12 protein-coding genes and 1 pseudogene are annotated in these 13,202 nt (G+C 71.3%); 2 read left to right on the top strand and 11 right to left on the bottom strand.

Annotated features, from left to right (window positions below):
- Position 1 precedes the first annotated feature (1 nt).
- The 11 genes and pseudogenes from CHAN_RS13715 to CHAN_RS12735 all read right to left on the bottom strand — a co-directional run bounded on the left by CHAN_RS13715 (position 2) and on the right by CHAN_RS12735 (position 11,037).
- Positions 2-1,560: pseudogene (locus CHAN_RS13715) on the bottom strand (ABC transporter permease subunit).
- Complete coding sequence (locus tag CHAN_RS12690; protein ID WP_290293527.1) at positions 1,560-2,510, bottom strand: ABC transporter permease; 951 nt, start codon at positions 2,508-2,510, stop codon at positions 1,560-1,562. The pseudogene CHAN_RS13715 and the gene CHAN_RS12690 overlap by 1 nt, the downstream one beginning before the upstream one ends.
- A gap of 53 nt (positions 2,511-2,563) precedes the next feature.
- Positions 2,564-4,159, bottom strand: a complete 1,596-nt coding sequence (locus CHAN_RS12695; RefSeq protein ID WP_290290286.1) for an ABC transporter substrate-binding protein — start codon at positions 4,157-4,159, stop codon at positions 2,564-2,566.
- Positions 4,160-4,248: 89 nt separating this feature from the next.
- Complete coding sequence (locus CHAN_RS12700) at positions 4,249-4,686, bottom strand: hypothetical protein (protein ID WP_290290288.1); 438 nt, start codon at positions 4,684-4,686, stop codon at positions 4,249-4,251.
- On the bottom strand, positions 4,665-5,414 hold the full coding sequence (locus CHAN_RS12705; RefSeq protein WP_290290290.1) for a sirohydrochlorin chelatase: 750 nt from the start codon (positions 5,412-5,414) through the stop codon (positions 4,665-4,667). Before CHAN_RS12705 ends, CHAN_RS12700 begins: the two co-directional genes overlap by 22 nt.
- Complete coding sequence (locus CHAN_RS12710; protein WP_290290292.1) at positions 5,411-6,622, bottom strand: sulfate adenylyltransferase subunit 1; 1,212 nt, start codon at positions 6,620-6,622, stop codon at positions 5,411-5,413. Before CHAN_RS12710 ends, CHAN_RS12705 begins: the two co-directional genes overlap by 4 nt.
- Entirely contained in the window at positions 6,622-7,533 is a 912-nt protein-coding gene (cysD, locus tag CHAN_RS12715; protein WP_290290294.1) for a sulfate adenylyltransferase subunit CysD, read from the bottom strand. Before cysD ends, CHAN_RS12710 begins: the two co-directional genes overlap by 1 nt.
- Before the next feature lie 32 nt (positions 7,534-7,565).
- Positions 7,566-8,300 (bottom strand): phosphoadenylyl-sulfate reductase, encoded by a 735-nt coding sequence (locus tag CHAN_RS12720; protein WP_377748496.1) that lies wholly within the window; start codon positions 8,298-8,300, stop codon positions 7,566-7,568.
- On the bottom strand, positions 8,243-8,422 hold the full coding sequence (locus tag CHAN_RS12725; protein ID WP_048739741.1) for a hypothetical protein: 180 nt from the start codon (positions 8,420-8,422) through the stop codon (positions 8,243-8,245). The genes CHAN_RS12720 and CHAN_RS12725 overlap by 58 nt, the downstream gene beginning before the upstream one ends.
- Entirely contained in the window at positions 8,419-10,092 is a 1,674-nt protein-coding gene (locus CHAN_RS12730) for a nitrite/sulfite reductase (protein WP_290290300.1), read from the bottom strand. Before CHAN_RS12730 ends, CHAN_RS12725 begins: the two co-directional genes overlap by 4 nt.
- Positions 10,093-10,134: 42 nt before the next feature.
- Positions 10,135-11,037 (bottom strand): sulfite exporter TauE/SafE family protein, encoded by a 903-nt coding sequence (locus CHAN_RS12735; protein WP_290290302.1) that lies wholly within the window; start codon positions 11,035-11,037, stop codon positions 10,135-10,137.
- Positions 11,038-11,136: 99 nt separating this feature from the next.
- Between CHAN_RS12735 and CHAN_RS12740 the strand changes: the two genes are divergently transcribed.
- A complete protein-coding gene (locus CHAN_RS12740) occupies positions 11,137-12,516 on the top strand; it encodes an FAD-dependent oxidoreductase (protein ID WP_290290304.1) in 1,380 nt (459 codons plus the stop codon).
- A gap of 22 nt (positions 12,517-12,538) precedes the next feature.
- The gene (locus CHAN_RS12745; protein ID WP_048739734.1) at positions 12,539-13,042 is read left to right on the top strand and encodes a phosphoribosyltransferase; all 504 of its coding nucleotides are present in this window, start codon (positions 12,539-12,541) and stop codon (positions 13,040-13,042) included.
- Positions 13,043-13,202 lie beyond the last annotated feature (160 nt).

Raw genomic sequence — 13,202 nt, forward strand, 5'->3', positions numbered from 1 at the left:
GTCAGCCCCTTTCGTAGGGCGCGGTCAGGCGCATGCCGCCGGACGGCAGCGCGGCCAGCAGCGCGCGGGTGTAGTCGTGGGCGGGCGAGGCGAAGACGCGCTCGGCGGGGCCCTGCTCGATGATCTCGCCGCGCCGCATGACGCTGACGTCGTCGCACAGGCCGGCGACGCGCAGATCCTCGATGTCGTGGCTGATCAGCAGCACCGCGAGGCCGTCGTCGGCGACCTCGCGGAGCAGGCCGAGCACGCCGGCGGTCAGCTCGGGGTCGAGCGCGCTGGTCGGCTCGTCGGCGACGATCACGGGCCGGCCGGTGGCCAGCGCCGCGGCGATCGCGGCGCGCTGCGCCATGCCGCCGGACAGCTGGTGCGGGAACATGCGGGCGGTGTCGGCGGGCAGGTGGACGCGGTGCAGGAGCTTGGCGACGTCCCCCTCGTCGCCCCCGTTCGCGGCGAGGATTTCGGCGAGCTGGGGGCCGAGGCGCCGCACCGGCGTGAACGACGACGCCGGGGCCTGCGGGACCAGGCCGGCCGTGCCCTCGCCGATGACGCGGCCGGTGGTGCGGGCGCCGCGGGGGCGCAGGCCGGCGATGGCGCGGCCGATGGTCGACTTGCCGGCGCCGGAGCCGCCGATCAGGCCGTGGACGCGGCCGGCCACCAGGTGGACGGTCGCGTCGCGGACGATCGGGGCGTCGCCCTCGGGGCCGACGGCGACGGTGTAATCGACGACGCCGGCGATGGCTTCCTTGACTGTTCCGGTCATGCGGGCTCCTTCGCGGACCGGCCGACGAGGATGTCGCGCGGCACCAGCGTCAGCAGGGACAGGGATGCGGCGAGCAGCACCGTGCCGGGGACGGCCAGCGCCCACCATGCGCCGCGGAGGATGTCCCCGCGGGCCTGGTCGAGCAGGGTGCCCAGCGACGGCTGGTCGGGCTGCAGGCCCAGGCCGAGGAAGGACAGCGCGGACTCGTGCCACACGGCATGCGGGGTGAGCATGACGATGGCGATGACCGCCTGGCCCGCCGCGACAGGCAGCAGGTGGCCGACCAGGACGCTGCGGCCCCGGGCGCCCGCCCCGCGCGCGGCGGCGACGAACTCGGATTCGCGCACGGCCAGCACCGTCGACCGCACCACGCGGGCGACCTGCGGCCAGTGCGTCAGGGCGATGGCCAGCACCAGCGCCGGGATCGACCCCTTGAACAGAGCCACGATGACCACGCTGAGGATGAGGTGCGGGATCGAGTTCACCGTGTCCGTGCCGCGCATGAGCACGCGGTCGACCCAGCCTCCGCGCACCGCGGCGGTCAGGCCGATGATCAGGCCGATCGCCGTGGCGGTGCACGCCGACACCAGCCCGATGAACAGCGACACCCGCAGGCCCGCGGCCGTGCGCGCCCACAGGTCGAAACCGTAGTGGTCGGTGCCCGCGATCCACTCGCCGCCCGGGGGCAGCAGCGCGCGGGAGAAATCGGCGGTCGGCGCCGGCGAGATCAGCGGCACCAGGAACGCGTAGGCCAGCAGAATGGCCAGCGGCAGGTATTTCACCTTGGACTTCGCGCCCATCACACGTCCCTCACTCTCGGGTCCAGGAGCTTGTAGGTCACGTCGGCGACGAGGCTGCCGCCCATGACCAGCACGGTGGTCAGCACGGTCGTCGCCGCCAGCAGCGGGAAGTCGACGGCCTTCGCCGATTCGACGGTCGCCTCGGCCAGGCCGGGCCAGCTGAACACGGCCTCGACGATCACGGCGCCGACGACGAGCTCCGACAGGCGCCCGCCGACGAGGGTGACCAGCGGCATCAGCGACATCGGGGCGATGTGGCGGCGCAGCACCACCGTGCGGGGCACGCCGCGGACGAGGGCGTTCTCCACCGCGTCCGAGCCGATCGCCTCGACGGTCGCCTGCCGCACGGCCAGCAGCGGCCACGGCAGCTGCGTCACGGCCAGCACCAGCGCGGGGGCGATCAGGTAGGGGCCGATGGAGAACAGCGACGGCTGCTCCCCGATGGGCGACGCGCCGCCCGCGGGGATGACGTTGAGGGTGACTGCGAAGATCAGGACCACGCCGAGGGCGTAGATGAACGACGGCGTCGCGCCGATGAACACGCCCAACGCGACGACGGCCTTGTCCACCACGCCGCCGGGGCGGCGGCCCGCCCACGTGCCCAGTGCGACGGCCATCGCGACGGCGATGGTCATGCCGGTCGCCGACAGGAGGATCGTCCAGGGCAGGCGCTCGGACAGGACGTCGGCGACGGGGCGGCCGTAGGAGCGCGAGAAACCGAGGTCACCGGTGAAAACGCCGGTGAACCAGTCGAGCCACTGGCGCCACCACGACTGGTCGGCGCCGATGGCGGCGGCGACGTCGGCGCGTTCGGCCGGCGACAGTTCCGCGTAGCCGGTGCCCAGGTAGGACGCCAGCGGGTCGAACGGCGACAGCGCCGCCAGGCCGAACATGATGAAGGAGACCAGCACCGTCGTCGCGGCGATGATCGCCGCTCGCGCGGCGACCATCCGGCCCAGGCCCCCGAGGTTGTCGCGGTGCTCGGTGAATCCGCCCGCCACGCTCACTTCTTCCAGTCCCGCAGATTCCACCACGGGCCCCACGTCGCGCCGTGGATGTGCGGCTCGAGGATGGTGGAGCCGCGGTTCCACTTGTTCTCCTTGGCCAGGTACACGTGGTCGATGGTGGCCAGGAAGATGTTGGACGGGTTCTCGGCGTACATCGCCTGGGCCTCGCGGTAGAGGCGGGCGCGCTCGCCGGCGTCGGTGGCCCGGCGGGCCTCGTCGAGCTTCGCGTCGAGTTCGGGGCTGCCGTAGTCGCCGGGGTTGGAGTACTCGGACGTGGCGGCCTCGCGGGTGTGCAGCAGGTCGTAGGCGAACATGTCCACGTCCCACGGGGCGGAGCCGCCGCCGAGGACGGCCGCCGCCTCGCCCAGGCGCGGGGTGATGTCGTCCCAGGTGGACGCGGTCGTGGGGAAGCTCACGCCGATGCGCGCCATCTGGGCCGAGAACTCGATGCCCACGTCGCGGCGCAGGGTGTCCTCGCCGGAGTAGTACAGCGGGATTTCGGCGCGGACGCCGTCCTTCTCGCGCACGCCGTCGGCGCCCTTGCGCCAGCCGGCCTCGTCCAGGATGCGCTCGGCTTCGGCGGTGTCGTGGCCGAACGTGGCGTCGGGGTTGTGGCTGTCGCCGTAGATCTCCGGCACGGCGGTGGAGATGGCGCGGCCCTTGCCCAGCAGCGGCCCGGACACGATGGCGTCGCGGTCGACGGCGAGGTTCAGGGCGCGGCGCACCGCGGGGTCCTTGAGGAACGGGTGCTTGGGCAGCGAGATGCCGCGCCAGTCGGCGGTGGTGGCGGTGACCACCTCGACGCCGCTGCGCCCCTCGAAGTTCTTGGCCACCGACGGCGGGACGTGCGCGCCGTCGAGTTCGCCGGAGGCCACGCGCTGGGCGCGGGCGGCGTCGTCGGAGGCGAGGGTCACCAGGAATTCGCCGACCTCGGGCTTGCCGCCCCAGTAGTCGGGGTTGGCGGTGTAGCGGACCAGGTCGCCGGTGCGCTCGGTGACGCTGTAGGCGCCGGTGCCCACGGGCTTCTCGCCGAGCGGGCCGTTGACCACGTCGCCCTCGCCGACGAGCTCGGACGGGGCGATGGCCAGGGTCAGGCGCGAGGCGAAGCCGCCGTAGGGGTAGGCCAGCTTGAAGGTGACGGTGTTGTCGTCGACGACCTTGACCTCGTCGATGACGTCGTAGCGCATGGAGACCTTCGAGCCCTTCGACGCGTCGCGGGCGACGTCGTAGGTGGCCTTCACGTCGGCGGCGTCGAAGGCGGTGCCGTCGTGGAAGGTCACGCCCTCGCGCAGCTTCACGGTCCATTCGCTGGCGTCGGCGTTGGCCTTGGGCTCCTCGGCGGCCAGCGCGGGCACGAGGCGGGGGATGACGTCCGAGCCGGCGGACGCATCGGGCTTGAGCAGCCCGTCGTAGATGGGGCTGATGCCGGTCTGCCCGTAGCCGGATGCGGGGTGGAAATTGTCGGCGGTGTCCTTGTCCGCCAGCTTCAGCGTGGTGGGATATCCGTCGTCTCCGGCGTCTCCCGTCCCGCACGCGGCGAGGGCCAGCGAGCCCACCGCCACGAAGCCGACGAGGATCTTCTTCACGGACATGCGCAGCCTCCTGTTTCGATGCCCTTCAAGCCCATGATTCAGGGATTAACAGGAACCTAACATCATATAGGTAGTTTCATTTAATGATTTCATGCGCATTCGCGCACATTGGGTCGCGTCGGCAAATACCAGGCCGCCATGAGCATCGCGATCAATCCGACGAGCGGGACGAACGCCAGGAACTCGAACATCGGCTCCGCGTACTCCGCCAAACCGGAGACGAACATGCTGGAGAACAACCCCACTTTCGCGGCGAGGGTCAGTCCGCCGGCGATGATCGGCGCCTTCGCCCGCCGGACCACCGCGATGATCAGGTACACCACGACGAGGACGGGAATCAACGGCAACGTGACGAGCAACCAGGGGAGCATCTCGAGCCCCACGTGGTACCCGACGAACAACGGCGCCACGCCGAACAGCGAGTACAGGACGATCCCGATGCCGGAGCAGATCAACATCACCTGACGGCTGGCGGTGCCGTCATTCGAAGCTCCCGCTTCTTCGCTCATCTCTTCATTGCCGGACACGGGGCCGGGCGTTCCTTCCCTCGGGTTCTTTCGCCGAAATTACCATCGAGCCATCGCGCGAGGACGACGTCGGCGAGCAACTCCCCCAGCGGTTCGGCACACGTCGTCCCAGGCACCTCGGCGGCCCGGTCGCGCACGCGGTCCCACAGCAGCCCGGGCGCGGTGAACAAGGGCACCACCACGGTGCCCGCGACGACGCCGCCCAGCGCTTCCGCCGCCGACGGCGTCCCGGCGCCGACGGAGAACGCCGCGCGCACGGTGCCCGGCACCATCCCGTCGAGCTCGGCGGCGAAGCGGTGCACGGCATCGTTCGCCGCCAGCGACGACGACCCGACCGCGACGAGCAGAACATCATCGCGCGGGTCGTCGGCGGCGGCGAGGAAGGAGCGGACCACTGCCTTCTTCACGCCTTCGCCGAGGCCGATGCCATCGCGGACGTCCAGGCGCACCCCCGTCGCGGCTCCGGCGTCCGCCGCCTGCGCGGGCAGGTCGACGGTGCGGTGGAAGGCCTCCGTGAACAGCAGCGGCACGACCACCGCGTCGCGGATCCCCCGGCCGGCGAACTCGGCGCACAAGTCACGCAAGGAGGGGGCGACCAATTCCAGCCACGCCACGCGGACGTCGTCGGCGGCGGGCACCCGCGCGGCGACGGCTTCCGCCAGCGCCGCCAGGCACGGCTCCGCCCGCGGGTGCCGGGAGCCATGCGCGACGAGGATGAGCGCCGTCACCTAACCAGGCCCGCCGTCAGCGTGTCGCCCGTACCCGGTTCCACCAGCAGGAACGCCCCGACGCGGCCGCCGGGGCGGTAGCGCTCGACGGGCAAAGGCTGCGCCACCTCCACCGTGACTTCGGCGACGTCGTTGGCGGACAGCGAATCGGCCACGCCTGTCGGCTCCCCGGTCTCGACGTCGATGAGCGCATCCACCGACGCGATGCGGCCGCGGACCAGCGCCGCCCCGTACCGCACCTCGACCACGCGCCCGACGGCCAGCGGGGCATCGGAGAGATGCACGGCGACGGCGGCGAAGCGGCGGACGTCCTCCGGCCGGTCGCCGCCGGAGATCAGATCGCCGCGCGCCAGGTCGAACTCGGCGTCGAGGCTCAGCGCGACCGATTCCCCCGCCGCAGCCGATTCCGCGTCCTCGCCGGCGACGGTGATTCGGCTGACCGCCGCCTCGCGCCCGCCGGGCAATCCGACGCGGTCGCCCACGGCCACCGATCCGGCGGCGATGCACCCGGCGTACCCGCGGTACTCGGTCGCGGCGTCGCGGATGACGTACTCCACCGGCAGCCGGAAATCGCCGTCGCGCCCGGCGCCGGTCTCCAGGCCCTCCAGGATCTCCAGGACGCTCGGACCCCCGTACCAGGGCGTGCGCTCCGACCGGTCCACGACGTTGTCGCCGACGAGGGCCGAAACGGGGACCACGTGGACGTCGTCAAGCCCCAGTCGCTCCGCCAGAGACCGCACGTCGCGCTCGATGGCCCGGAAGGCGTCCTCCGAATAGTCGAGCAGGTCGATCTTGTTCACCGCCACGATGACGTGCCGCACCCCGAGCAGCGCCGTGACCGTCGCGTGGCGCTTGGTTTGCGTGACCACGCCGTTGCGGGCGTCGACCAGCACCACCACCGCCTCCGCCGTGGACATGCCGGTGACGGTGTTGCGCGTGTACTGCTCGTGGCCGGGGCAGTCGGCGAGGATGAACGACCGCGCGCCGGTGGCGAAGTACCGGTGGGCGACGTCGATGGTGATGCCCTGCTCGCGCTCGGCGCGCAGGCCGTCGACCAGCAGCGACAGGTCGGGGGCGCCGTGGCCGCGGGAGACGGCCTCGTACTGGTCGGCGAGGATGTTCTTGGTGTCGTGCAGCAGCCGGCCGACGAACGTGGACTTGCCGTCGTCGACGGAGCCGGCGGTGCACAGGCGCAGTGCGGTGGTCATCAGAAGTAGCCTTCCTTCTTGCGGTCCTCCATCGAGGATTCGGAGAGCCTGTCGTCGGCGCGGGTGGCGCCGCGCTCGGTGAGGGTGGACGCCGCGATTTCGGCGCGGATGGCGGGCAGGTCGGCGGCGGCCGATTCCACCGCGCCCGTGCAGCTCATGTCGCCGACCGTGCGGTAGCGGACGGTGCGGACCTCCACGGTTTCGCCGTCGCGGGGCCCGCCCCATTCGCCCGGCGCGAGCCACATGCCGGCGCGCCGGAACACCTCGCGGCGGTGGGCGAAGTAGATCGGCGGCAGCTCGATGCCGCGGGCGTCGATGTACGCCCACACGTCGGCCTCGGTCCAGTTGGAGATGGGGAACACGCGGACGTTCTCCCCCGCGGCGTGGCGGCCGTTGTACAGGCCCCACAGCTCGGGGCGCTGGCGGCGCGGGTCCCAGCCGCCGAAGGAATCGCGCACCGAGAACACGCGCTCCTTCGCGCGGGCCTTCTCCTCGTCGCGGCGGGCGCCGCCCAGGACGGCGTCGTAGCGGCGCTCGGCGATGGTCTCCACCAGCGGCACGGTCTGCAGCGGGTTGCGGGTGCCGTCGGCGCGTTCGGCGAGCGCGCCGCGGTCGATCCAGTCCTGCACGCGGGCGACCCGCAGCGTGATGCCCGGCTCGGCGGCGACGCGGTCGCGGAAGGCGATGACCTCGGGGAAGTTGTGGCCGGTGTCCACGTGCAGCAGTTCCAGCGGCACGGGCGCCGGGGCGAACGCGCGCTTGGCCAGCTCGAGCACGAGCACGGAGTCCTTGCCGCCGGAGAACAGCAGCGCGGGTCGGTCGAATTGCCCGGCGGTCTGCCGGATGATGTCGATCGCCTCCGCCTCCAGTTCGGCGAGGCGGGGGTCGAGGCGGGTTTTCACGGGGGTCATGGGGTCTCTTTCCTTCGTCGTTTCCGGGGCGGTCACGTGTGCAGCCCGCATTCGGTTTTCTCGGCGCCGGCCCAGCGGCCGGAGCGGGGGTCGGCGCCGGGTGCGACGCGGCCGGTGCAGGGGGCGCAGCCGATCGAGGGGAATCCGGCGCGCGTCAGCGGGTGGACGATGAGGCCGTGGTCGGCGATGTACTGCTCGACGTCGCCGTCCGTCCACGCGGCGAGCGGGTTGAGCTTGATGCGCCCGGTCTTGTCGATCTCCAGCACCGGCGTCCGCGCCCGCGTCGGCGCGTCGACCCGCTTGAGGCCGGTGACCCAGCCCTCGTACGGGCGCTTGGCCCGCGCCAGCGGCTCGACCTTGCGTTGCGCGCAGCACGCGGCGGGGTCCTCCGGGACGGCATCGGCGGCGTCGGGGGTCACGGTGATCAGCCGGTTGCGGTATCGCTTGCCGACGGCCGCCGCCACCTCGAGCGTTTCCGGGAAGTGGTATCCGGTGTCCAGGAAGATGAGGTCGGCGTCGGGGGCGTGGCGCGACGCCAGCTCCGCGAGGACCGTGTCCTGCATGGACAGCGTGACGGCCAGTGGGGTGCGCAGGTGTTCGGCGCCCCATTCGAGGATGTCGCCGGCCGGCAGGCCCTCCAGCGCGGGGCCGTGGTCCAGCGCCAGTTCGAGCAGGCGGCGGGCGGTTGCGGGGTCATCGAGGACGTCGTTCACGCCACTCCCCTTTCCGTGTGACCGTGGAGTTTGACGGTGAACACGCGGCAGCATTCGCCGCACCGCCACGCGTAATCCGTTTCGGCGTCGGGCCACAGCCGTTCGCCGCCGCAGTACGGGCAGTGCATGATCGCGGCGCGGTTGGGGTTCGGGTGGGCGGTGCGGCCGGGGATCATCGCAGGCCCTCCTCCGCAGCGCGGGCGACCCAATGGCGGAACTGCTCGCCCGGTTCGCGCCGCTCGGTGAAGTTGCGCACGACCCGCTCGACGTAGTCGCCCAGCTCCGCCGACGTGACCTTGTGGCCGCGCAGCTTGCGGCCGAAGTTCGCATCGAGCCCCAGCGATCCGCCGAGGTGGACCTGGAAACCCTCCACGCGGTTGCCGTCGCCGTCGACGACGATCTGCCCCTTCAACCCGATGTCGGCGATCTGGGTGCGGGCGCAGGCGTTCGGGCAGCCGTTGAGCGAAATGCCGATGGGCACGTCCAGATCGCCGATGCGCTCCTCCAGCTCGCCGACCAGGTCGATCGCTCGCGTTCTGGTGGTGACCAGCGCCAACTTGCAGAATTCCAGGCCGGTGCACGAGATGATGCCCCGTCGGAAAGCGGAGGGGTTCGCCGACAGGCCCAGCTCGTCGAGCTCGGCGACCAGGGAATCGACCTGCTCCGGGGCGACGTCGAGGAGCACGAGTTCCTTCATGACGGTCGTGCGCACGCGGCCGACGCCGTGCTTCTCCGCGATGTCGGCCAGCGCGATCAGATCCGACCCCGGCACCCGGCCGACGATCGGCTTGACGCCGACGAAGCACGCCCCGTCCTTCTGGCGGTGCACGCCGACGTGGTCCCGGTCGCGCTCCCACGGCTCGGGCGGCGGGCCGTCGTCGAGCCGGAAACCGAGGTAGTCCTCCTCCAGGATCCTGCGGAACTTCTCCTCGCCCCATTCGGCGACCAGGAATTTCAGGCGCGCCCGGGTGCGCAGGCGGCGGTACCCGTAGTCGCGGAAGATGCGCGCGACGCCCGCCCACACCTCCGGCACCCGCTCCAGCGGCACCCACGCGCCCAGGCGCCGGCCCAGCATCGGGTTCGTGGACAGCCCGCCGCCGACCCAGACATCGAAACCGGGGCCGAGCTCGGGGTGGTCCACGCCGACGAACGCGACGTCCTGGACCTCGTGCGTGACGTCCAGTCGCGGGCTGCCGGAGACCGCGGACTTGAACTTGCGCGGCAGATTGTTGAACTCATCGGTGGACAGGTACTCGTCCTTGATGCGGCGGATCGCCGGGGTGCCGTCGATGATCTCGTCGGCGGCGACGCCCGCCACCGGCGAACCGAGGATGACGCGGGGCACGTCGCCGCACCCGAAATGCGTGTCCAGGCCCACCGCGGCCAGGCGGTCCCAGATCTCCGGCATGTCCTCGATGCGGATCCAATGCAGCTGCACGTTCTGGCGGTCGGTGAAGTCGGCGGTGTCGCGGGCGAAGTCGCGGGAAATCTCGCCGATGGCCCGCAGGCCCGCCGTGGTGGTCTGGCCGCCGTCGAGGCGGATGCGCAGCATGAAGTACCGGTCCTGCAGTTCGGCGTTGGTCTTCACGCCCGTGTGTTCGCCGCCCAGGTCCTGCTTGCGCTGGGTGTACAGGCCGATCCACTTGAAGCGGGGCGCGAGGTCCTCCGCGGGAATGGAGTCGAAGCCCTGCTTGGCGTAGACCTCGCGGACGCGGCGCTGCACGGCCAGGCCGGCGTCCTCCCGTTTGATGCGTTCGTCGTCGTTGAGCGGCTCGCGGCCGTCGATGAGCCATTGGCCCTCGGGCTTCTTCGCCCGGGTGCGGCGGGTGGTCGTGGCTGTGGTCATGGGTTCGCTTTCGTGGGTGTGTAAATCGGGTGGGCGACTTTTCTAGACGGCTCTGTCTTTCACTTTCGGGCGCACGTCGGCGGCCAGCTCGACCCGCCGGCGACGCCACGGCAGGGCGTCGTGGCGGCGCGACCACAGGAGGATCGCGACGACGACGGCCGCCCAGCCGATGAGCAGCGGACCGACGGTTCCGAACAGCGTCCGCAGGTTGAGCAGCACCAGCACGCCGCCGATGACGATGCCCAGCGTCCGGGGATCCAGGCGGCCGACCAGGAACGCGGCCACGGGCGCGGCCAGCATTCCGCCGAGCAGCAGCCCCAGGATCGGCAGCGCATGGTCGGAGAACTCCCGGTGGAGCAGCGGCAGGAAGCCGACCACGGCGGCGGCGGTGACCAGGAACTCGGCGGCGGAGACGGTGCCGATGATCTTCCGGGGACTGTCGGCCTCGGCGCTCATGAGCGTCGAGGTGGTCACCGGACCCCAACCCCCGCCGCCCGTGGCGTCGAGAAGCCCTCCGACCAGGCCCAACGGGCCCAGCTTCGCCCATCCCCACCGCTTGGCCGCGGCATTGGGGCGGCCGGGCAGGAAGGCGAAGCGCATGAGCACCCACAGGCCGAGCAGCAGCAGGATCGTGGAGGTCACGGGTTTGGCGGTGTCGCCGTCGAGTCCGGACAGGAAGGTGGCGCCGATGAAGGCACCGGCGGCGCCCGGCGCGCCGAGCCGCAGTACGCGGCCCCAGTCGACGTTGCCGAACCGCCAGTGCGACGCGCCGGAGGCCAGCGTCGTGCCGACCTCCACCACGTGCACGACGGCCGACGCCGCGGCGGCGCCGGTGCCGGTCATCATGAACAGGGTCGTCGCCGTCACGCCGAATGCCATGCCGAGCGTGCCGTCGACCAATTGGGCCCCGAGGCCGATCAACGCGAACAGTGCGATTCTTTCCATGGGCCGAACACTAGACAGGCCGGTCTGTTCGGCGCGGGGTTCGTGTCACGGTGAATCGAACCCCGCGTTTCCCGCGCCGATTGGCCACGATCGGCACCCATGACCATTCCCGCACCCGAATCCCGCCCCCTGCGCGTCGCCGTCGTCGGCTCGGGCCCCGCCGGCATCTACGCCGCCGACGCGCTGATCAAATCCGGCCACCCCGTGTCCATCGACCTCATCGAACGCCTGCCCGCGCCGTTCGGCCTGATCCGCTACGGCGTGGCCCCCGACCATCCGCGCATCAAGGGCATCGTCAAGAGCCTGCACCGCGTGCTGGACAAGCCCGAGGTCCGGCTCCTGGGCAACGTGGACGTCGGGCGCGACGTCACCGTCGGGGAACTCCGGGGGCTTTACGACGCCATCGTCTTCGCCACCGGCGCCACCGGCGACCGCGACCTGGACGTCCCCGGCGCGGATCTCGACGGCCACCACGGGGCCGGCGAGTTCGTGGGCTTCTACGACTCGCATCCGGAGTTCGCCCGCTCATGGGACCTCTCCGCCGAGTCCGTCGCCGTCGTCGGCGTGGGCAACGTCGGCCTGGACGTCGCCCGCATCCTGGCGAAAACCGCCGATGAGCTGCTGTCCACCGAGATCGCCGACAACGTCCACGACGCCCTGTCCGTCAACGCCGCCCGCACCATCCACGTCTTCGGCCGCCGCGGGCCGGCGCAGGCGAAGTTCACGCCGCTCGAGCTGAAGGAGCTCGACCACTCCCCGACCATCGAGGTCGTCGTCGACCCGCGGGACATCGCCTACGACGCCGCATCCGAATCCGCCCGCCGCGAGTCGAAGATCGTGGACCAGGTGTGCTCGATCCTGGAGGACTACGCCATCCGCGAGCCCAAGGGCGCGCCGCACAAGTTGCACATCCACTTCTTCGAATCGCCCGTCGCACTGCTCGGCGACGACGGCCGCGTCACCGCCATCCGCACCGAGCGCACCGAACTCGACGGCGAGGGCGGCGTCCGCGGCACCGGCACGTTCACCGACTGGCCGGTCGGCGCCGTCTACCGCGCCGTCGGCTACCGTTCCGACGCCGTCCCCGGCGTGCCCTTCGACGAGCGCCGGGCCGTCATCCCCAACGACGGCGGCCGCGTCGACGGCGCCCCAGGCCTGTACACGACCGGGTGGGTGCGCCGCGGCCCCGTCGGGCTGATCGGCAACACCAAGGGCGACGCCAACGAGGTCGTCGCGAACCTCCTGGCCGATTGGACCGGCGGGCTGCTCGAAGCGGCGGCCGACCCGTCGGAAAGCGCGGTCGATGCCTTCCTGGCGGAACGCGGCATCGAATGGACCACGTGGGAGGGGTGGCACGCCCTCGACGCCGCCGAACGCGCGGCCGGCGCCGCCGTGGGCCGCGAGCGCAAGAAGATCGTCGAATGGGCCGACATGGTGCGCCATTCGCGCAGCGGGAGCGCCGTGCTCGCCGCGCGCTGACGCGGGCCGCTAAAGTTGTCTCATGGCTTACCACGCGGATTCGTCGGACGTTCAGAACAAGGAAATCCTGACCTGGGAAGGCTTCGGCGACGCCTCGCGCGAGCTGGCCCAGACCATCGCGGATGACGGCTTCGAGCCCGAGGTCATCATCGCGATCGCCCGCGGCGGCCTGGTCGCTGCGGGCGCCCTGAGCTACGCGCTGGGGGTGAAGCTTTCCGACGCCATCAACGTCGAGTTCTACACCGACGTCCACAAGACCCTGCCGGACCCGATCCTGCTGGAGCCGCTGCTGGACGTCGAGGCGATCACCGGCCGCAAGCTGCTGGTCGTCGACGACGTCGCCGATTCCGGACGCACCCTGAAGCTCGTGCTGGAGCTACTGTCCGAGCAGGGCGCCGAGGTCCGCTCCGCCGTCCTGTACGAGAAGTCCGTGTCCGTGGTCAAGCCCGACTACACCTGGCGCCACACCGACGAATGGATCGTCTTCCCCTGGTCCGCCGAGCCCCCGGTGACGCCGAAGGCTTAGCTTTTCGGGGCGCGGGGGGCTTGCTTGACGACGGCCTGGCGTGATTCGGATTCCGTCGGTTCTTCGATTCCGCCGGTTCTTCGGGGGCGTTTTCCAGGTTCCGCCGTTTTTCCGGGCGATGGTTTTCGGCCTCGTCCGATTTCCGGGCAACGTGAGATTC

Origin of the sequence: Corynebacterium hansenii (assembly GCF_030408795.1) — a bacterium.
GTDB classification, from domain to species: Bacteria; Actinomycetota; Actinomycetes; order Mycobacteriales; family Mycobacteriaceae; genus Corynebacterium; species Corynebacterium hansenii.